Source organism: Rhizobium mesosinicum (genome assembly GCF_019511345.1).
In the GTDB taxonomy this organism is placed as follows: domain Bacteria; phylum Pseudomonadota; class Alphaproteobacteria; order Rhizobiales; family Rhizobiaceae; genus Rhizobium; species Rhizobium mesosinicum.
The window spans coordinates 162885-183525 of sequence record NZ_JAEUAK010000009.1; the positions used below are offsets into that span (position 1 = coordinate 162885).

At 59.7% G+C, this 20641-nt stretch carries 18 protein-coding genes; 15 read left to right on the forward strand and 3 right to left on the reverse strand.

Annotated elements, in window-relative coordinates:
• The first annotated feature begins 133 nt into the window (after positions 1-133).
• The 5 genes from JNB85_RS22305 (at position 134) to JNB85_RS22325 (ending at position 4275) form a co-directional block, all read left to right on the forward strand.
• Positions 134-1090, forward strand: coding sequence for a choline ABC transporter substrate-binding protein (locus JNB85_RS22305; RefSeq protein ID WP_220336472.1), 957 nt, complete (start codon positions 134-136; stop codon positions 1088-1090).
• A gap of 77 nt (positions 1091-1167) precedes the next feature.
• Positions 1168-2013 (forward strand): choline ABC transporter permease subunit, encoded by an 846-nt coding sequence (gene choW / locus JNB85_RS22310; RefSeq protein ID WP_007824530.1) that lies wholly within the window; start codon positions 1168-1170, stop codon positions 2011-2013.
• On the forward strand, positions 2010-3056 hold the full coding sequence (gene choV / locus JNB85_RS22315) for a choline ABC transporter ATP-binding protein (RefSeq protein WP_220336473.1): 1047 nt from the start codon (positions 2010-2012) through the stop codon (positions 3054-3056). The genes choW and choV overlap by 4 nt, the downstream gene beginning before the upstream one ends.
• A gap of 37 nt (positions 3057-3093) precedes the next feature.
• On the forward strand, positions 3094-3843 hold the full coding sequence (locus JNB85_RS22320) for a HugZ family pyridoxamine 5'-phosphate oxidase (RefSeq protein ID WP_220336474.1): 750 nt from the start codon (positions 3094-3096) through the stop codon (positions 3841-3843).
• A 114-nt stretch (positions 3844-3957) separates the two neighbouring features.
• Positions 3958-4275, forward strand: coding sequence for an ArsR/SmtB family transcription factor (locus JNB85_RS22325; RefSeq protein ID WP_183741204.1), 318 nt, complete (start codon positions 3958-3960; stop codon positions 4273-4275).
• A gap of 145 nt (positions 4276-4420) precedes the next feature.
• Here JNB85_RS22325 and JNB85_RS22330 read toward each other — a convergent pair whose 3' ends face one another.
• Entirely contained in the window at positions 4421-5170 is a 750-nt protein-coding gene (locus JNB85_RS22330) for a PhoX family protein (protein WP_223216574.1), read from the reverse strand.
• Between JNB85_RS22330 and aptA the strand changes: the two genes are divergently transcribed.
• The gene (gene aptA / locus JNB85_RS22335; protein WP_183741206.1) at positions 5169-6497 is read left to right on the forward strand and encodes an omega-aminotransferase AptA; all 1329 of its coding nucleotides are present in this window, start codon (positions 5169-5171) and stop codon (positions 6495-6497) included. The genes JNB85_RS22330 and aptA overlap by 2 nt on opposite strands.
• Positions 6498-6638: 141 nt before the next feature.
• Positions 6639-7694 carry an alpha/beta hydrolase family protein gene (locus JNB85_RS22340; protein ID WP_220336475.1) on the forward strand — a complete coding sequence of 352 codons (1056 nt, stop codon included), beginning with the start codon at positions 6639-6641 and terminating at the stop codon, positions 7692-7694.
• 69 nt (positions 7695-7763) lie between these two features.
• Here the strand turns inward: JNB85_RS22340 and JNB85_RS22345 are convergent, their stop codons facing one another.
• Positions 7764-8675 (reverse strand): HD-GYP domain-containing protein, encoded by a 912-nt coding sequence (locus tag JNB85_RS22345; protein ID WP_220336476.1) that lies wholly within the window; start codon positions 8673-8675, stop codon positions 7764-7766.
• A 619-nt stretch (positions 8676-9294) separates the two neighbouring features.
• On the opposite strand from JNB85_RS22345, the gene JNB85_RS22350 reads away from it, so the two are divergent.
• Both JNB85_RS22350 and ade read left to right on the forward strand, forming a co-directional pair.
• Positions 9295-10398: a branched-chain amino acid ABC transporter substrate-binding protein gene (locus JNB85_RS22350; protein ID WP_220336477.1), complete on the forward strand. Its 1104-nt coding sequence runs from the start codon at positions 9295-9297 to the stop codon at positions 10396-10398.
• Between the two features lie 117 nt (positions 10399-10515).
• Positions 10516-12213 carry an adenine deaminase gene (gene ade / locus JNB85_RS22355; protein ID WP_220336478.1) on the forward strand — a complete coding sequence of 566 codons (1698 nt, stop codon included), beginning with the start codon at positions 10516-10518 and terminating at the stop codon, positions 12211-12213.
• Here ade and bglA read toward each other — a convergent pair.
• The gene (bglA, locus tag JNB85_RS22360) at positions 12206-13855 is read right to left on the reverse strand and encodes a beta-galactosidase BglA (RefSeq protein WP_220336479.1); all 1650 of its coding nucleotides are present in this window, start codon (positions 13853-13855) and stop codon (positions 12206-12208) included. The two genes, ade and bglA, sit on opposite strands and share 8 nt — an antisense overlap.
• 274 nt (positions 13856-14129) lie before the next feature.
• On the opposite strand from bglA, the gene JNB85_RS22365 reads away from it, so the two are divergent.
• The 6 genes from JNB85_RS22365 to JNB85_RS22390 all read left to right on the forward strand — a co-directional run bounded on the left by JNB85_RS22365 (position 14130) and on the right by JNB85_RS22390 (position 20608).
• Complete coding sequence (locus JNB85_RS22365) at positions 14130-15710, forward strand: peptide ABC transporter substrate-binding protein (RefSeq protein ID WP_183741218.1); 1581 nt, start codon at positions 14130-14132, stop codon at positions 15708-15710.
• Between the two features lie 48 nt (positions 15711-15758).
• Complete coding sequence (locus JNB85_RS22370; RefSeq protein ID WP_220336480.1) at positions 15759-16682, forward strand: ABC transporter permease subunit; 924 nt, start codon at positions 15759-15761, stop codon at positions 16680-16682.
• Positions 16679-17596 carry an ABC transporter permease gene (locus JNB85_RS22375; RefSeq protein WP_220336481.1) on the forward strand — a complete coding sequence of 306 codons (918 nt, stop codon included), beginning with the start codon at positions 16679-16681 and terminating at the stop codon, positions 17594-17596. The genes JNB85_RS22370 and JNB85_RS22375 overlap by 4 nt, the downstream gene beginning before the upstream one ends.
• Before the next feature lies 1 nt (position 17597).
• Positions 17598-18605 (forward strand): ABC transporter ATP-binding protein, encoded by a 1008-nt coding sequence (locus tag JNB85_RS22380; RefSeq protein ID WP_220336482.1) that lies wholly within the window; start codon positions 17598-17600, stop codon positions 18603-18605.
• Positions 18598-19584 carry an ABC transporter ATP-binding protein gene (locus tag JNB85_RS22385; protein ID WP_183741226.1) on the forward strand — a complete coding sequence of 329 codons (987 nt, stop codon included), beginning with the start codon at positions 18598-18600 and terminating at the stop codon, positions 19582-19584. Before JNB85_RS22380 ends, JNB85_RS22385 begins: the two co-directional genes overlap by 8 nt.
• Before the next feature lie 112 nt (positions 19585-19696).
• On the forward strand, positions 19697-20608 hold the full coding sequence (locus JNB85_RS22390; RefSeq protein ID WP_220336483.1) for a sugar kinase: 912 nt from the start codon (positions 19697-19699) through the stop codon (positions 20606-20608).
• The last annotated feature ends 33 nt before the right edge of the window (positions 20609-20641 follow it).

Sequence of the window (20641 nt, forward strand, 5' to 3'; positions counted from 1 at the left end):
CCTTGCAATTCAGGCTTTCCCAAAATGCGGCACGTCGCAATCGCATAGTCCGGAACGCCGCAAACGCGCCGAGATCGCTTGTAAAACTGGTCTATTGATGGTTGGCTTGGGAACGTAAGACTGGGAGTCTAAAATGAAAACAACAAGCGCATTCAAACTCGTCACCGCAACTGCGATCGCTGCCCTCTCCGTCGCGACGGCTGCTTTCTCCGCAGATCCTGAAAGCTGCTCCACCGTCCATCTCTCGGACATAGGCTGGACGGACGTCACGTCCACTACTGCGACCGCTTCGCTGCTTCTCAAAAAGCTCGGCTATGAGACCGACATCAAGGTTCTCTCCTTGCCGGTCACCTACACCTCGATGAAGAACAAGGACATCGACGTCTTCCTCGGCAACTGGATGCAGTCACAGAAGGCAGATATCCAACCCTACCTCGACGACAAGTCAGTCGAGTCCTACGGTCCGAACCTCGTCGGCGCCAAGTACACGCTGGCGACCAATGCAAAGGGCGCCGAACTCGGCATCAAGGACTTCAAGGATATCGCTGCTCACAAGGACGATCTTGAGGGCAAGATCTACGGCATCGAGCCCGGCAATGACGGCAACCGCCACGTCATCGACATGATCGACAAGAACACCTTCGGTATGAAGGAGATGGAACTGGTCGAATCCTCCGAGCAGGGCATGCTGGCGCAGGTTGCCCGCGCCGAGAAAGATGGCAAGCCCATCGTCTTCCTGGGTTGGGAACCGCATCCGATGAATACCAACTTCAAGATGACCTATCTGTCAGGTGGCGACGACACCTTCGGACCGAATTTCGGCGGTGCCGAAGTCTATACCAACGTGCGTGCGGGCTACCTCGCCGAGTGCCCGAACGTCGGGACGCTGGTCAAGAACCTCAAGTTCTCCCTGAAGATGGAGAACGAGATCATGAACAAGATCCTGAATGACGGCGAAGATCCGGAAAAGGCAGCGGGCGAATGGCTGAAGGCCAATCCGTCCACGATCGAGCCCTGGCTCGCCGGCGTCAAGACGCGCGATGGCAGCGGCGACGGTCTCGCAGCCGTCAAGTCCGGCCTCGGCCTCTGATGAAATGACCGGGGCGGATATGCCGCCCCGTTTCCGTTTTCATCCCGATCTTCATTTTCAAAAGACAGGCGCGCCTCGTGAATTGGATCACCGACGCTAAAATTCCTATTGGCCCCTGGGCCAAGTCCTTTGTCGATTGGCTGACATCGAACGGCGAATGGTTTTTCAACCAACTCTCCGCCCTGTTGTCGCACGTCATCAATGCCTTACTTTTCGTGCTGCAGACGCCCAATCCGCTGATTGCCGTCCTTGCCATCAGCCTCCTCGCCTGGTGGCTGCGCCGATCGATTACAGTGGCGGTGTTCACCTGTCTTGGCCTGCTGCTCATCATGAACCAGGGCTACTGGAAGGAGACAACGGAAACGCTGGCGCTCGTGCTCGCGGCGACCTTCGTCAGCATGGTGATCGGCATTCCGCTCGGCATCGCGGCTGCCCGCCGCGCTTGGATCTATGCCGCGATGCGGCCCGTTCTGGACCTCATGCAGACTATTCCGACTTTCGTCTATCTGATTCCAGCCCTTATCCTTTTCGGCCTCGGCATGGTGCCGGGCCTGATCGCAACCGTCATCTTCGCCATCCCCGCCCCCATCCGCCTCACCCGCCTCGGCATCATCTCGACGCCCCCTTCCCTCGTCGAAGCCGCCGTCGCCTTCGGCGCGACGCCGATCCAGGTTCTGCGCAAGGTCGAGCTGCCCTTTGCAACGCCGCAGATCATGGCCGGCCTGACACAGACCATCATGCTCTCCCTCTCGATGGTCGTCATCGCCGCCCTGGTTGGCGCTCCCGGTCTCGGTGTACCGGTCGTGCGTGCCTTGAACACCGTCAACATCGCCAAGGGTTTTGAGGCCGGTTTCTGTATCGTCATCCTGGCAATCATTCTGGACCGCATGTTCCGCACCGCAGGCGAAGGAGACGGCGCATGACCGCGGTCAGTTTCAGAGACGTCAACATCATCTTCGGCGACCGGCCGGAAATTGGCCTCGCCATGGTCGACCAGGGTCGCTCACGCGACGAGATCGGCGCCGAGACCGGCCTCGTGCTCGGCGTCGCCAATGCCTCGCTGACCATCGAGGAAGGCGAGATCCTCGTGCTGATGGGCCTCTCGGGTTCCGGCAAGTCGACGCTCCTGCGTGCCGTCAACGGGCTTGCGCCCGTCGTGCGCGGCGACGTCGCTGTTTCGACGGCAACGGGACCGGTAAACCCCTACAAATGCAATGCCAAAGCGCTGCGCGACCTGCGCACGCATACGGTCTCCATGGTGTTCCAGCAGTTCGCCCTCCTGCCCTGGCGCACGGTTGCAGAGAACGTCGGCTTTGGGCTCGAGTTATCGGGTGTGCGAGAGGCCGAGCGCAAGAGCCGGGTCGACGAACAGCTCGAACTCGTCAATCTGACGAAATGGGCGGACCGTAAGGTCAACGAGCTCTCCGGCGGCATGCAGCAGCGCGTCGGCCTTGCCCGCGCATTTGCCACCGGCGCTCCGATCCTGCTGATGGACGAGCCGTTCTCCGCGCTCGATCCGCTGATCCGCACGCGACTGCAGGACGAGTTGCTCGAATTCCAGCGGCGCCTGAAGAAAACCATCCTCTTCGTCAGCCACGATCTCGACGAGGCTTTCCGCATCGGCAACCGCATCGCCATCATGGAGGGCGGGCGGATCATCCAGTGCGGAACGCCGCAGGAGATCGTCAAGAACCCGGCCGATCAATATGTCGCTGATTTCGTGCAGAACATGAACCCGATCAACATGCTAATGGCTTCCGACGTGATGCAGCCCGGTCTTGGCGATGCGGCAATGGGCATGTCGGTCAGCGCCACCGCACGCCCCACGACGCCGCTTGTCGACATCCTTGACTCCCTCTCCCGCCAGCCCGGCAGTATCGGCGTGGTCGACAACGGCCAGATCGTCGGCACGATCTCGGCGCAGGATGTCGTTACCGGCCTCACACGGCACAGGCGAAAGGAATAGACTTGATCCTCTCACTCCGCTTTGCGACAAAGCGGATATGAAAGAACCGTCCTCTACGCTCCGCGAAACCGACGATGAGGCCCGCAAGCTGGCGCGCACCCTCTTACGCTCCGCCCGCTATGCGGCTCTCGCCGTTCTCGATGCTGAAACCGGCTTTCCCTTTGCAAGCCGGGTTCTGCTTGGCACCGATATAGACGGCGTGCCCGTTATCCTCGTTTCCGCGCTGTCGACCCACACGAAAGCGCTCGCCACCGACGCCAGAGCTTCGCTCCTGACCGGCGAGCCCGGCAAGGGCGATCCGCTCGCCTATCCCCGCCTGACGACCCAATGCCGTGCGGAACAGGTGGAGCGGGATACGCCCCTCCATGCGCGTATCCGCGCCCGTTTTCTCGGCCGTCATGCCAAAGCGGCACTCTATATCGATTTCCCGGATTTCCGTTTCTTCCGCCTCATCCCGCAATGGGCCAGTCTCAATGGCGGATTCGGCCGTGCGTACGTTTTGGACGGGAGCGATCTCGTGATTCACTCCCTGGCAAATGATGACATCGCCGAAAAAGCTGATGCTGCAGTGCAAGATTTAATAGTGCGCCATCCGGACCTGCTATCAAAGCTGACATTGAGGCTGAAGGCCTCTGAGGCGGGTCCCTGGCGCATCTGTGGGGTCGATTCGGCGGGTTTCGATATGATTTCAGGTGACTTGTTGGTGCGTTGCGAGTTCGACACACCCGCTGAAGACCTAGATCACATTTGTTCAAACATATCTAAAATAGCATACCTGATACCTTAAATTTAGGTATATACAATCTTCGAGCCCAATTGCTAGTTTTTGCCGTCAGTCAAAGAACCGTCTGACGGCCTGTGCCTGTACGGATGATGTACGTTTCGCATTAGGAAGAAAAATATGGAAACCTCTGATTTGGCCGAGCACACGAATGTGGCGGCAGCTTTATTATCGGCCATGGCCAACCCCAAGCGTTTGCTGATCCTCACCAGCCTGGTAAAGGGAGAAGTGCCTGTCGGCATTCTCGCTACCCAGGTCGGCCTGAGCCAGTCGGCGCTCTCCCAGCATCTGTCGAAATTGCGCGCTCAGAAGCTGGTCAAGACTCGTCGTGACGCACAGACGATCTACTATTCCAGCAACTCCGAGCCTGTCATGAAGATCCTCGCAACGCTCGAGGATATCTACGTGACCGAGAATCGGAGCAGGTCTGCAGCCTGATGTTAGTGCTGACATGATGTCAGTCTGAGCAACGCGCCAAGGATATGTTTCCTCAGACGCTGCTTATACTATTTCAGCACGTGAAGCCTTAGCTAGAGGCCGGCAATTCGCAAGAATTGCCGGCTTTGTTGCGGAGAAAGCAGACTTAGCTGCCCCCCACTCTGTTGCTGCCGTGCGTCAGCACGACGAATGACGGGCGGGCCGGTACGCCCGGCTTGAAGTCCGGCCAGTTGGTGCCGGCATCTTCCATCGAGGTCGCATCCTCGTTGTCGGCCACGTGCAATTCGCCCGGATGCTGAACCGAGAGAAAGACGCTGGAACCATCAGAGTTGAAGGTCGGCGAGCAGGTTTCCGAACCGACCAGCGCGATATAGATAAGCTTCGGCAGCGCGCGACCCGGACTTTCCGTATCCATCACATAGACGGAATCGGCGATCCCTTCCGGCGGCGGGCCATCGGTCGTCACCCAAAGACGGCCTGCCGGATCGACGGCAAGGTTATCAGGATCAGCAAACCAGCCGGCTGAGGTGGTCGCCGGATGGAACATCGCCTGGTCCTCGGGCTTGGCCGGATCGCCGCAGAGCGCGAAAACGTCCCACTTGAAACTTTCGGCTGCGTAATCAGGCTTATTCGGGCTGCCGGGAGTTACAAGCTCCAGTAAATGCCCATGCGGATTGGGGCCGCGTGGATTAGCGACGTTGACCTGTTCGGCCATCGATTTTTGCAGCAATGCCCTAAAGGATTGATGACGTCCGAAGTGTCCGGAAGCGACAGACAGCGGTGCTTCTTCGGCTTGACGCCTTGCCGAGCGCTGATAATTTGACCGGGCAGTAAAAATAAACGGCGCCAAGCCTAAAAACGGGAATGGCTTCCCCAACGGCCAGGAGAACAGCATGTCCAACCGCCTGAATGCAACGCCAAACGACCTTCGCGCCTTTTGGATGCCCTTTACCGCTAACCGCCAGTTCAAGAAGGAACCGCGCCTCTTTGTGAGCGCGAAGGATATGTACTACCAGACTCATGACGGGCGTCAGGTTTTGGACGGTACGGCTGGCCTCTGGTGCGTGAATGCCGGACACTGCCGACCGAAGATCACCGAGGCGATCCGCGAACAGGCAGGCGAACTCGATTATGCTCCGGCCTTCCAGCTCGGCCATCCCAAGGCTTTCGAACTCGCCAACCGCCTGGTCGACATCGCCCCCGAGGGCATGGATCACGTCCTCTACACCAATTCCGGTTCTGAATCGGTGGAAACGGCCCTCAAGGTGGCGCTCGCCTATCACCGCGTGAAGGGCAATGGCTCACGCTTCCGTTTGATCGGTCGCGAGCGTGGCTATCATGGCGTGAATTTCGGCGGCATCTCCGTTGGCGGCATCGTCACCAACCGCAAGATGTTCGGCACGCTGCTGACCGGCGTCGACCACATGCCGCACACCCACCTGCCCGGCAAGAACAACTTCACCCGCGGCGAGCCCGAAATTGGCGGCGATATCGCGACCGAACTCGAGCGCATCGTCACCCTGCATGACGCTTCCACGGTCGCCGCCGTCATCGTCGAGCCGGTCGCCGGTTCCACCGGTGTTCTCATTCCGCCGAAGGGCTATCTGCAGAAGCTGCGCGAAATCTGCACCAAGCACGGTATCCTGCTGATCTTCGACGAAGTCATCACCGGCTTCGGCCGCCTCGGCGCTCCCTTCGCCGCCCAGTATTACGACGTGAAGCCCGATATCATCACCACCGCCAAGGGCCTGACCAACGGCGTCATCCCGATGGGCGCCGTCTTCGTGACCTCGGAAATCCATGATGCCTTCATGAACGGCCCCGAGCATATGATCGAGTTCTTCCACGGCTACACCTATTCGGGTAACCCCATCGCCTCGGCCGCAGCACTTGCAACGCTCGACACGTACAAGGAAGAGGGCCTGCTGACCCGTGCAGCCGAACTCTCGGACTACTGGGCCGATGCGCTGCATTCGTTGAAGGATTGCCCCAACGTCATCGACATCAGAAACACCGGCCTCATCGGCGCCATCGAGCTCGACCCGATCGCCGGCGAGCCGACCAAACGGGCCTTTACGGCCTTCCTCAAAGCTTACGAAAGCGGTCTGCTGATCCGCACGACAGGCGATATCATCGCTCTCTCCCCGCCGCTGATCATCGAGAAGAAGCACATCGACGAACTCTTCGGCAAACTGCGTACGATCCTGCAGAATAACATCTGAACTCGATCGTCCTGATTGTGAGTTCAAGGGCGAGGCTCCGGCCTCGCCCTTTTCTTTTGATATTGGCGCCCTCGATCGCGTTATCGGTCTCCGGCGTGAGGAATTTCCTTCAGACAGCGCAAATCAGCCGATGGAGATCCCATGCAAAGACTTGCCTTCCTTCTCTTCCTCGTCCTGCTCGCATCTGCAGCACAAGCAGGAACCGGTTTCCGCGAAACCACCCTGTCCGGCACAAACGTCGATCGCCCGATGCATGTCAGTATCTGGTATCCGACAGCGTCTGACGCCACGCCGGTCCTTCTCGGCGAAACACCGGCCTTCATCGGCCAACCTGTAATCAAAAACGCCGAACCCGTAGCCGGCCCGCATCCGCTGGTCGTCCTCTCCCACGGTTATGGCGGCAGTTGGCGCAATCTCGCCTGGCTCGCCGCCGCTCTCGTAGACGCCGGCTATGTCGTCGCCGCACCCGATCATCCCGGTACGACCACATTCGACATGCGAAAGCCCGACGCCGTCGAGCTGTGGAAGCGTCCCGGCGATCTCAGCCACGCGATCGATGCTCTGCTCGACAATCCTGATCTGACGGGTGGCGTGGCATCCGATCGGATTGACGCCATCGGCCATTCGCTCGGCGGCTGGACGGTCGTCGAACTGGCGGGCGGCCGCTTCGATGCGGCCAAGGTGACGGAGAATTGCCTGGCTGAATTCAGCCCGATCTATTGCAAAATATTCGAAGCGCTCGGCATCGGGCGCGATGCGGCCTCCAATGCGGCGATGGCCGCCGACCTCGGTGATGCAAGGATTCGTGCGGTCGTGACACTTGATCTCGGCCCCGGCCGCGGACTGACACCAGCAAGCCTTGCGGCAATCCATATCCCCGTCATGGTGCTAGCTGCTGCTGCGGATGTCGACGCGGACACGGCAACCAAGGCGGACATAGCCGCTAGCAACACGGATTCCGGCTACGTAGCCCGCTATCTGCCGTTAGTGACCACCACCTACAACCTTGTCCCCGGATCGCTGCATTTCAGCTTCATGCAGCCCTGCAAACCTGGCGCCGCCCAGCTGATCGAGAAGGAAGCGCCAGGCGAGAGCATCGTCTGTCGGGACGGAATGGGCGCGGACCGAGAAGTTATTCATCGGCAGGTTGCCAGCATGGTCACCGATTTCCTGGGAAAGGCACTTCCTCGACAATAGCGCAGGTCTCATCTCGCGAGCTTCGGCGGACCAGATCCCGCAGACTCTTGTCATGAAAACAGGATTGCCTCAGGAAACGGAAGCGACCGAAAGGCAGAGAGCGAATTTTTTGACGAGCCGGCGGTCGAAATGCCCTTCATTGGCTAGCATCCAGGTCAGGGCCTCCTTTGGGCTCCACGGCGTCTTGTAGGGGCGCGCCGAAGTAACGGCGTCATAGACATCACAGATCGCGGCAAGACGTGCGTGAAGGCTGATATTATCGCGGGACAGTTTGCGTGGATAACCCTTGCCGTCGATCCGTTCGTGATGATTGAGGCAGACGTCGAGGACGATTTCCGACATGCCCTCCTGGCGCGACAGGATCGCATGCCCTTTTTCCGGATGATCACGGATCAACTGGATCTCGTCTTCGTTCAGGCGCCCTTCCTTGTTGAGCACTTCGAGCGGAATTTCGAGCTTGCCGACGTCGTGCAATAGACCTGCCGTGCCAAGCGTCTGCACCACCTCCTCATCCAGTCCGAGGTGGCGACTGAAAAGGATCATCAAGGCACTGACCGAAAGGGAATGCAGAAATGTCACTTCGTCCTTCGACTTCAGTCGGGTGACGCTGATGAAGACGGCGGGGTAGTCATCCATCGATTTGGAAACGGAGGAAATTACCGGCTCGACCTGATCGACGGTAATCGCATCTCCACCCTGCAGCCGACCGAAGACATTTTCCAGCACCTCGACGGATTTCTGAATGGTCTCGCGCGCTGCCCTGACGTCGATCTCGATCTTACGCGAGTTGTTCCTGACATCGAGGCCTTTGGTAGTGTTGATCACGACACCTGCGTCCGCACACTCGTTAAGCTTCAGCGTATCGCTCTCGCGCCGCAGTAAGAACCGCCGCCGAGATAGAAGAGGATCGTGCCAGATACCCTCGACCATCTCGATAAACATTCCGGTCCGCACCTGCCTGGCTTCAATACGCTTGAGCATCCGGATATCTGTTCCCGCTATATGTCTGCATCGACAAATCGATTTTATTGCACCGCAACAATATACTAGGGACTGGTAGTTATACTGGGATTGTTAGAATCAATTGTTAACTTGCTAAAACAGCAAAGCCGAAACACTGGTCAGCGGCGCCATTACCAGGTGTCTGCTTATCCGCAGCCGTCGATGTGCTCTGTCGGGGAATCTTCGCCTCGACTTTCTGCACTGGTTGCAAGGTATGCACGACTGAAAGCGTGCGGCCGGAAAAAACTCGCCCACACACCTGCAGATCGAGACTGCCCTGACACCGGCGCCGGGACCTGCGGAACAGCTTGGGCAGGACAGACCGAAAATTGCGGGAAACGGACTGAAAAATCAAAGAGTCAGGTGCAATCTTTCCGGATTCGGCGAAACGAGCCCAATCTTGTTATCATCTTGCGGAATCTCATCGAAATTCCTAGAAATCTTGCCATGCGCCGCGCGAGCCAAATATGGCCGCGAGGCTCATTGATCGCGCAGCTTTTCCTGTCCTTGGCACGATCCCGAAAGGATCGCTGACAAAGAAACGGCTTTCGCGGCAAGCAACCGGTGGTCGAAGAGACCCTACCCAAGGAGAGAGAACATGACCCTGAAGACTCTGACGGCGACGCTCGTCGCCTCGCTGGCATTTGCGCCGCTCGCGCATGCGGATGTCGTCATCGGCCTCATCGCGCCGCTGACCGGCCCGGTGGCAGCCTATGGCGACCAGGTAAAGAACGGCGCGCAGACCGCCGTCGATGAAATCAACAAGAGCGGCGGCATTCTCGGTGAGAAGGTCGTGCTCGAACTCGCGGACGACGCGGGCGAGCCGAAGCAGGGCGTTTCCGCCGCGAACAAGGTTGTCGGCGAAGGCATCCGCTTCGTCGTCGGTCCGGTCACCTCGGGCGTCGCCATCCCGGTTTCCGACGTTCTGGCCGAAAACGGCGTGCTGATGGTCACTCCGACCGCCACGGCACCTGACCTCACCAAGCGCGGCTTGACGAATGTTCTGCGCACCTGCGGCCGCGACGACCAGCAGGCCGAAGTCGCCGCCAAATACGTTCTCGAACACTTCAAGGACAAGCGCGTCGCCATCATCAACGACAAGGGCGCTTACGGTAAGGGTCTCGCCGACGCCTTCAAGGCAACGCTGAATGCCGGCGGCATCACCGAAGTCATCAACGACTCCATTACGCCTGGCGAGAAGGACTTCTCCGCTCTGACGACCCGCATCAAAGCCGAGAAAGTCGATCTCGTCTATTTCGGTGGCTACCACCCGGAAGGCGGCCTGCTTGCCCGCCAGCTGCATGACCTCTCCGTCAATGCTCAGATCATCGGCGGCGACGGTCTCTCCAACACCGAGTTCTGGACGATCGGCACGGATGCCGCAGGCGGCACGCTGTTCACCAACGCTTCGGACGCCACCAAGAGCCCGGACGCCAAGGCCGCTGCCGATGCGCTCGCCGCCAAGAACATCCCAGCCGAAGCCTTCACGCTGAACGCCTATGCTGCCGTCGAAGTCCTGAAGGCCGGCATCGAGAAGGCCGGGAGCGCCGAGGACGCGGAAGCCGTTGCGGCTGCCCTGAAGGGCGGCGAGCAGATCCCGACCGTCATCGGCAAGCTCACCTACGGCGAGACCGGCGACCTCACTTCGCAGAGCTTCTCGCTCTACAAGTGGGAAGGCGGCAAGATCGTCGCAGCCGAGTAATCGAAACCAACGAGACACGGGATCGGGCGCCATTGGCGCCCGGTTTCGTTTGCGGGCATCCAATCCGCAGACAGATGCGCTATAACTCGCGGAATCGATTGCATCGCGAGGATAGTTATGACTCTCAAGCTCGAACGTCTGATCGATCAGGGTGTGGGTCGCGTGCCTGCAGATATCGTTCTGAAAGGCGGGCGCTTCTTCGATCTCGTAACGGGTGAGCTCGTCCAGTCGGACATTGCCATCGGCGGCGAGCGTATTGTCGGTACCTGCGGCAGCTATAGCGGCGAGAGCGAAATCGACATTTCCGGCAAGATTATCGTTCCCGGTTTCATCGATACGCATCTGCACATCGAATCCTCGCTCGTCACGCCGCATGAATTCGACCGCTGCGTTCTGCCTTACGGCGTGACGACAGTGATCTGCGATCCTCATGAGATCGCCAATGTACTCGGCAAAGAAGGCATCGAATTCTTTCTCGCCTCGGCGTTGGAAACGATCATGGATATCCGCGTCCAGCTTTCCTCCTGTGTGCCGGCCACACATCTGGAAACATCGGGCGCCGATCTGCCGGTCGAAAGCCTCCTGCCCTATCGCGACCATCCCAAGGTCATCGGGCTTGCCGAATTCATGAATTTCCCCGGCGTAATCCACAAGGATCCCGTCTGCATGGCGAAGCTCGACGCTTTCCAGGGCGGCCATATCGACGGGCATGCCCCGTTGCTCTCAGGCAATGATCTGAACGGTTATCTCTCCGCCGGCATCCGCACCGAGCATGAATGCACGAGCGCGGCCGAAGCGCTGGAGAAAATTCGCAAAGGCATGCATATCCTTGTGCGCGAGGGCTCCGTCTCCAAGGACCTGCACGCCCTGATGCCCATCATCACCGAACGCCTCTCACCATACCTCGCGCTCTGCACCGATGACCGCAATCCGCTCGATATCGCCGAGCAGGGCCATCTCGACTATATGATCCGCACGGCGATCTCCAAAGGCGCCGAGCCGCTGGCTGTCTACCGCGCCGCCTCGATCTCGGCTGCCCGCGCCTTCGGCTTGCGTGACCGCGGCCTCATTGCGCCCGGCTGGCGGGCCGATCTTGTCATTATCGACAGCCTGGAGAACTGCGGGGCGGATATGGTCTTCTCCGCCGGCCGCCACGTCACCGACGCGCTCTTTGCCACCCGCAAGTCCGTGCCGCCTGTCGGTCTCGACAGCGTCAAGGTCCGGCCGGTCAATGCGGCCCATTTCGGCGTGCCTGTTTCGGAAGGAGAAACACCCGTCATCGGCGTCATGCCCGGCAAGATCATCACCGAGCATCGCCGCTACCGCCTGCCGGCTAGGGGCAACCAGACCACCGTCGATCTCGGCAACGACATCATCAAGGTCGCCGTCATCGAGCGCCACGGCAAGAACGGCAACCATGCAAACGGTTTCGTCCAGGGCTTCGGATTGAAGAAGGGCGCCATCGCCTCGACGGTCGGCCATGACAGCCACAATATCTGCGTTGTCGGCGTTAGCGAGGATGACATGGCCCTTGCGGCCAATCGTCTCGGCGAGATCAAGGGCGGCTTCGTCGTCGTCGAGGACGGCAAAGTCACCGGCGAAATCGCGCTTCCTGTCGCCGGCCTGATGAGCCTGGAACCCTACGAGACGGTGCGCGACACGCTGCACCATCTGCGCAAGGCGGCTTACGCGCTGGGCACGACGCTGGAGGAACCCTTCCTGCAGGTCGCCTTCCTACCCCTGCCCGTGATTCCGCATTTGAAGATCTCGGACAAGGGGATGGTGGACGTCGATCGCTTCGCGCTGATCAGCTGATCCGAGCGCAGAAAGCGTCAAGCGCGTCGAGCTGCACTGTCTTCGCACTGGCGGCGGCATTGAACCCGGGCATGGGCAATGGAGCGCCCAGCACCATGCCGGCGGGAAGCTGAAACTCCGCGGCTTCACGCGTCAGGTTGAAGACGAAGAGCAGCTTCTCGTCTCCCTTCTCGCGCACGAAGGCGAGCAGATCCTGGTTGCTGCCGACGAATTCCATACTGCCGTCAAGCAGCGCCGGATGGCTCTTCCGGAATTCCAGTGTGCGCCGATAGTGGTGCAGAACCGAGCTATCGTTGTTCTCCTGAGTGTCCACGGAAAGCGCCGCCTGTTCATAGGGCACCGGCAGCCAGCTCTTCTCGGCGCTGGTGAAACCGGCATGCGCCTTACCGGCTTCCCACGGCATCGGCGTGCGACATCCGTCACGGCCCTTGAAGGCCGGCCAGAAGCGGATGCCATAGGGATCGCGCAGGTCCTCGAAGGCAAGTTCCGCCTCCGGCAGCCCCAGTTCCTCGCCCTGATAGAGGCAGATCGAACCGCGAAGTGCCGCAAGCACCGAAATCGCCAATTTGGCAATGACCGGACGCTCCTCTTCCGTCAGCGCGAAACGGCTGACATGGCGGTTGACGTCGTGATTGGAAAAGGCCCAGCAGACCCACCCATCCTTCACCATGCGCTGGAAGGTCTCGACACAACCGCGAATGTGAGTGGCGGTGAAATCTGGCCGGAGCAGATCGAAAGTGTAACACATATGCAGCTTATCGCCGCCGCTCGTATAAGCAGCGACAGTCTTCAACGAACGTGCGCCGTCGCCAACTTCGCCGACGGTCGTGCGCCCTTCGTACTGATCGAGCAGAGCGCGGAAACGCTTGAGGAATTCGAGGTTCTCCGGCTGCGTCTTGTCATAAAGATGGTTCTGCATGCCATAGGGATTGGTATCGGGCGCATCGAGACCGACCTGATCCGGGTCCGGCTCGTGCGGCGGATTGTCCCGGAGCAGCTTGTCGCAAAAGTAGTAATTCACTGTGTCCAGGCGGAATCCATCCACGCCGCGGTCGAGCCAAAATTTCACGGTCCGCAGAAGCGCATCCTGAACCTCTTTATTGTGAAAGTTGAGGTCCGGCTGCGAGGTCAGGAAGTTGTGCTGATAATATTGCCGGCGCACGCCGTCCCATTCCCAGCCGGGGCCGCCGAAGATCGACAGCCAATTGTTCGGCGCCGTCCCATCGGGCTTCGGATCGGCCCAGACATACCAGTCGGCCTTGTCGTTCGTGCGGCTGGAGCGGCTCTCCACGAACCACGGATGCCGGTCGGATGTATGGGAAATCACCTGATCGATGATAACCTTTATGCCGAGCCTGTGGGCTTCTGCCATCATCGCGTCGAAATCGTCGAGCGTGCCGAAAATCGGATCGACGTCGCAATAATCGGAAACGTCATAGCCCATGTCGGCCATGGGCGACTTGAAGAAGGGGGAAAGCCAAATCGCATCGACGCCAAGGCTTGCAATATGGGAAAGGCGCCGGGTTATCCCCCTGAGATCGCCGAGCCCATCGCCGTTCGTATCCTGAAACGAACGCGGATAGACCTGGTAGATCACCGCGCCGCGCCACCAATCCGCATTCCCGCCCGTCTGCAACGCCATGAACCGCCGTCTCCCGCTTCATTTCGCCGCAACACTAATGGCGGCGAAGCAAAAAACAACAGTTCAATGGCTCATTTTCGAGCAAAGATCAGGCAGTCGCGATCCGACAAAAGGGAGACGCTTATAAGCTTGTCCACACCCGAATGCTACCCACCGGTTTAGGGGTTGCAACGCCAAACCTTTGCGTTAAGGTGCCGTTGACCTGCACGTAACAGGTCAAACCGGGAACAAATGACCAAAGAAAAGGCGAAAAGCCTAGAAAGGTGGACACACTATGTCCTTTTTCACGAAAAAATTTCTCGCGTCTGCAATGGTTGGCTCATTGCTCGCATTTTCGGCCCATGCGGCCACGCTGAATATCCATAACGGTGGCGACCCCACTTCGCTGGATCCGCAAAAACTCTCCGGCGACTGGGAAAACCGCATTGCCGGCGACATTTTCGAAGGCCTCGTCACCGAAGATGCCAAGGACAACCCGGTTCCCGGCCAGGCCGAAAGCTGGACCATTTCCCCTGATGGCAAGGTCTACACCTTCAAGCTGCGTGACGGCATCAAGTGGTCGGATGGCCAGCCGGTAACGGCCGGTGACTTCGTCTTCGCCTTCCAGCGCCTCGTCGACCCTAAGAACGCCGCCGACTACGCCTATCTGCAGTTCACCGTCAAGAACGCTGAAAAGATCAACAAGGGCGAGATCACCGATCTGAACGAGCTCGGCATCAAGGCGATCGACGACAAGACGCTTGAGATCACCCTTGAAAACCCGACTCCCTATTTCATCAACGCCCTGATGCACTACACGGCCTATCCGCTGCCGAAGCATGTCGTCGAGGCCAAGGGTCAGGACTGGGTCAAGATCGGCAACATCGTCACCAACGGTCCGTACAAGCCGGTCGAGTGGGTCCCCGGTTCGCACGTCACGACCGTCAAGAACGATCAGTACTACGGCGTCAAGGATCTGAAGATCGACGGCGCGAAATTCTTCGTGCTTGAAGACCAGGAAGCTGCGCTGAAGCGCTATCGCGCCGGCGAATTCGACATCCTCACCGACTTCCCGACCGACCAGTACGAGTGGATGAAGAAGAACCTGCCGGGCCAGGCGCATGTCGCCCCCTTCTCCGGCCTCTACTATTACGTCATCAACTCGACCAAACCGCCCTTCAACGACAAGCGCGTCCGCCAGGCTCTCTCCATGGCAATCAACCGCGAAGTCATCGGCCCGCAGATCCTCGGCACCGGCGAACTTCCGGCTTACTCGTGGGTCCCGCCGGGCACGGCAAACTACGGTGAGCCCGCCTACGTCTCCTGGAAGGATCTTCCTTACAAGGATAAGGTCGAAGAAGCCAAGAAGCTGCTCAAGGAAGCCGGCTTCGGCCCGGATCATCCGCTGACCACCGAGCTCAAATACAACACCAACGACAACCACAAACGCATTGCCGTGGCGATCGCCTCCATGTGGAAACCGCTCGGCGTCAACGTCGAGCTCGTCAACGCCGAAACCAAGGTCCACTACGATCAGTTGCAGCGTGGTGAAGTACAGATCGGACGTGCCGGCTGGCTCGCCGACTACAACGATCCGGACAACTTCCTGAACCTGCTCGTGACGGGCGTTCAGATGAACTACGGCCGCTGGTCGAATGCCGACTATGACAAGCTGATCAAGGACGGAAACGCTCAGACCGATCTGACGAAGCGCGCCGAAATCTTCAAGAAGGCCGAACAGCTCGCGCTGGATGATTCCGCAGCGCTTCCGATCTACTACTACGTCTCCAAGAACGTCGTCTCGCCTAAGATCGAAGGCTTCGTCGACAACGTTCAGGACATCCACCGCACCCGCTGGCTGTCCATCAAGGAATAAGGATGAAAGGCTCTTCCCGTAAGTTACGGGAAGAGCCGCTCCACGCCCATGATCAAATATGCTCTCCGTCGATTGCTGTCGACGATCCCCGTCCTGTGGATCGCCGTCACAGCCTGCTTTTTCGTTTTGCGCCTTGCCCCCGGCGGCCCCTTCGATGGCGAAAGGCCATTGCCGCCGGTGATCCTGAAAAACCTCGCGATCCACTACAATCTGGATAAGCCGCTCGTTCAGCAGTACCTGATCTATGTCGGGGACCTGCTGAAAGGCGACCTCGGCCCCTCCTTCGCAAGCGAGGACTTTACCGTCGCCCAGCAGATCATGATCGGTCTGCCCTACACCTTCACTATCGGCACAGCTGCCTTCCTGATCGCCATTATCGTTGGCGTGGCTGTCGGCTGTCTTGGGGCGCTCTATCAGAACAAGGCACCGGACTATATTCTGGGCGCCCTCATTCTGGTGGGCGTCGTTCTCCCGAACTTCCTGATCGCACCGATCATGCAGCTGATTTTCGGCATCCACCTCGCCTGGTTTCCGGTCGGCGGCTGGGGTGACGGCTCGATCAAATTCCTCGTCCTGCCGATCGTGGTTCTTGCGCTTCCGCATGCCGGCCGCATCTCGCGCATCACCCGCGGCTCGATGATCGAGGTGATGAACCAGAATTTCATCCGCACTGCCAAGGCCAAGGGCATCGGCCCGCGTCTGACTGTCATGCGCCATGCGCTGAAACCCGCCATGATGCCCGTCGTTTCCTATCTCGGACCGGCGGCAAGTTATCTTCTCACCGGCTCGCTGGTTGTCGAAAGCATCTTCGGATTGCCCGGCATCGGCCGCTATTTCGTCAACGCGGCGCTGAACCGCGATTACGGCATGGTTCTCGGTACGGTCATCTTCTACATGGTGCTGATCGTGTTCCTGAACCTTCTGGTCGATATCGCCTATGCCTGGCTGGACCCGAAAGTGAGAAACAGATGATCCTCAATCCCGCAAAAAGGGAGCTGCTCGCAGCCGAACTGCTGGAAGCCGAAGGCTTGGCGCCGGAAGGCCGCTCGCTGACCAAGGATGCGCTGCGGCGCCTCTCGCGCAACAAGGCAGCCGTCATCTCCATCGGTGTGCTGGTGCTTCTCATTCTGGCCGCCTTCCTTGGCCCGAGCTTCATCCCCTTCAACTATGAAGATCCGGACTGGGCCGCCTTCCGCATCCCGCCCTCCTTCGAAAGCGGCCACTATTTCGGCACCGATCCCAATGGCCGCGATCTGCTTGCCCGCGTGCTCTACGGCACGCGCGTTTCGCTTGCCGTAGCGCTGACCGCAACCATCGTCTCCGTCGTCATCGGCGTGCTCTATGGTGCGATCTCGGGCTATATCGGCGGCAGGCTGGACTCCATCATGATGCGCTTCGTCGACATCATGTATGCGTTTCCCTACATCCTCTTCGTCATCCTGCTGATGGTGATCTTCGGCCGCAACGTCTACCTGCTCTTTGCGGCGATCGGCGCGCTCGAATGGTTGACCATGGCCCGCATCGTGCGTGGCCAGACCCTGTCGCTCAAGCACCGCGAATTCGTGGAAGCTGCCCGCGCCTCCGGCCAGAAGCCATTCAAGATCATCACCAAGCACATCATCCCGAACCTCGTCGGCCCCGTTGTCATCTTCGCAGCGCTGACCGTACCTGAGATCATCGCAACCGAGAGCTTCCTTTCCTATCTCGGCTTCGGTGTTCAGGAACCGCTGACCTCGCTCGGCACCCTGATTGCCGAAGGCACCGATGCCATGGAAAGCATGCCCTGGCTTCTGATCTTCCCGGCAAGCTTCCTCGTCGCCCTACTTCTCAGCCTGCTCTTCATCGGCGACGGCCTGCGTGATGCGTTCGACCCGAAGGATCGATAGGATGTCTCAAGAAAAACAAAAAGATACGCTTCTCGAACTGAGGGATTACTCGATCACCTTCGGGACCCCAGAGGGGCAGGTGAAGGCAGTCTCCAACATGAACCTGACGGTTCGCCGGGGCGAGCGCATTGCCATCGTCGGTGAGTCCGGTTCCGGCAAGAGCCAGACCTTCCTCGGCATCATGGGCCTGCTTGCCAAGAACGGAAGAACGACCGGCCAGGCCCTGCTCGAAGGCAACGACGTATTGTCCCTGAAGCCGCGCGAACTTGACCGCGTTCGCGGCAAGGACATGGCGATGGTCTTCCAGGATCCCATGACTGCGCTCAACCCGTCTCTGAGGATTTCCCGGCAACTGACGGAACAACTCGAGATCCATCGCGGCTTTACCGCCAAGGCTGCATCCGCCGAGGCGCTCGACATGCTGAAGCGCGTCGGCATTCCTGACCCGATGCGGCGCTTCAATCTCTATCCGCACGAGCTTTCGGGCGGCATGCGCCAGCGCATCGTCATCGCCATGGCACTGCTCACCAAGCCGAAACTGCTGATCGCTGACGAGCCGACCACGGCGCTCGACGTCACCATTCAGGCGCAGATCCTCGATCTCTTCAACGATCTGACGGCGGAGATGAACACCGCTCTCATCATGATCACCCACGACCTCGGCGTCGTGGCGGGCCTCGCCGATAAAGTGGCCGTCATGTATGCCGGCCGCATCGTCGAGGAAGCCCCGGTTGACGAACTTTTCGACAATCCGGCTCACCCCTACACCGCAGCGCTGCACGCCTCGATCCCCCGCCCGGATCAGGATGTCGACGATCTCGTTGTCATCCCCGGGCGGCCGCCAAACCTGCAGCACCTGCCGAAAGGCTGCAACTTCTCGCCACGCTGTTCGCAGGTCCAGGACGATTGCATCGACCGGCCGCCGCAGCTCGAACCACTGGGGGCAAATCATTGTGCCGCCTGCTTCCACCCCTTCCCCCGCCGCGAGGAGTTGCTGAGCCATGGCTGAACGCTCGCTTTTGAGAGTCGAGAACCTGACGACCCAGTTCGAGATTCCCTCCAAATCCTTCTTCAAGCCGCCGCTGATGCTGACGGCAGTCAACAATGTCAGTTTCGATCTCGCCGAGGGCCGCACGCTCGGCATCGTCGGCGAATCCGGCTGCGGGAAGTCGACGCTGGGCCGCTCGATCCTGCGGCTTCTGAAGTCGCAGAAGGGGCGCATCCTCTGGCAGGGCCGCAACCTGCTCGACCTGACGGACGAGGAAATGCGTGCCGCACGCCGCGACATGCAGATCATCTTCCAGGATCCGATCGCCTCGCTCGATCCGCGCATGACAGTCGGCGACATCATTGCCGAGCCGCTTACCGTCTTCGAGCCGAAGCTGACGAAAGCTCAGCGTCTCGAGCGCGTGCGAGAAATCATGGCAGCCGTCGGTCTGGTGCCTGAGATGATCAACCGCTATCCGCACGAGTTCTCCGGCGGTCAGGCGCAACGTATCGGCATTGCCCGTGCCGTCGTCACCCGGCCGAAGCTGATCATCTGCGACGAGCCGGTCTCGGCCCTCGACGTGTCGATCCAGGGTCAGGTCATCACCCTGCTTCGCAAGCTGCGCAAGGAGTTCGGACTGACGCTGATCTTCATCAGCCACGACCTCTCGGTCGTGCGCCTGATCTCGGATGACGTACTGGTGCTCTATCTCGGCAAGGTCGTGGAGGCCGGCGACTGCGCGACGGTGTTCGAACATCCGGCCCATCCCTACACGCAGGCACTCTTCTCCGCGGCTCCGATCCCGGATCCGAAACTCGCGCGCCAGCGCACGCGCATCCGCCTGCAGGGAGACCCGCCCTCGCCGCTCAACCCGCCAAAGGGCTGCGTCTTCTCGCCGCGCTGCTGGAAGGCGACGGACATTTGCCGCACCGAGATGCCGCCGACGGAACTGGTGCGTCCCGGCCAGACGGCTGCCTGCTATCATATGGACAGGCCCTGAACTGAATTCGCCATCGCCCCGACACAGGGGCGATGGACTTTCCGCTCTCCTCGACTTGTCTCACTCCGCCTCTTCGCGTATCCGCAAGAGCAGACAAACCCGGGAGGAAAGTTTGAGCGGACGGTTTCTGTCGATCGGCGAATGCATGGTGGAGCTCTCGCAGGCGGGTGAAGGCCTCCTGCGGAAAGGCTTTGCCGGCGATACTTTCAACACCGCATGGTATGCTCGCGCCTGCCTGCCCCCAGCCTGGTCGGTCGATTATTTCACCGCGCTCGGCGATGATCCAATGTCCGACGAGATGGTCGCCTTCATGAGCAAAGCCAAAATCGGCACGAATCTCATCCGGCGCATCAAGGGCAAGACGCCCGGCCTCTACATGATCAATCTGAGGAACGGCGAACGATCCTTCAGCTACTGGCGCGACAGTTCCGCCGCCCGCAGCCTCGCTGCCGATCCTGACCGCCTGCGCGAGGCAGTGGAAAGTGCTGACGTGATCTATTTCTCCGGCATCACGCTCGCCATCCTTCCCCTCGACGACACCGAAACGCTGCTTGCCGAAATCCGCCGCGCCAAGGCAGTCGGCAAGTTCGTTGTCTTCGATCCAAACATCCGCCCCCGCCTCTGGTCGAGTTACGATATAATGCACACGACGATCAGCGAAGGCGGCCGTGCCTCTTCGCTTGTCATGCCGAGCTTCGACGACGAGGTTGCCCATTTCGGAGACGCCTCCATCGAGGCCACCATCGAACGCTATCTTGCGCTCGGCGCCTCACATGTCGTTGTCAAGAACGGTGCGGAAGGTGCAACACTGAGCTTCGCCAACGAGAAAGCTTACGTGCCGGCGGAAAAGGTCGAAACGGTGGTCGACACGACCAGTGCCGGCGACAGTTTCAACGGCGCATTCCTTGCTCATTATCTGGAGAACCGGGACGCCCCGGCAGCAGCTCGCTTCGGAGCCAAAATCGCTGCCCGCGTGGTCAGCGAGCATGGCGCACTCGTGCCGAAGGAAAAGCTCGGCCTCTGATATCGTGATTGAAGCCTGCGCATGTCGCTTATC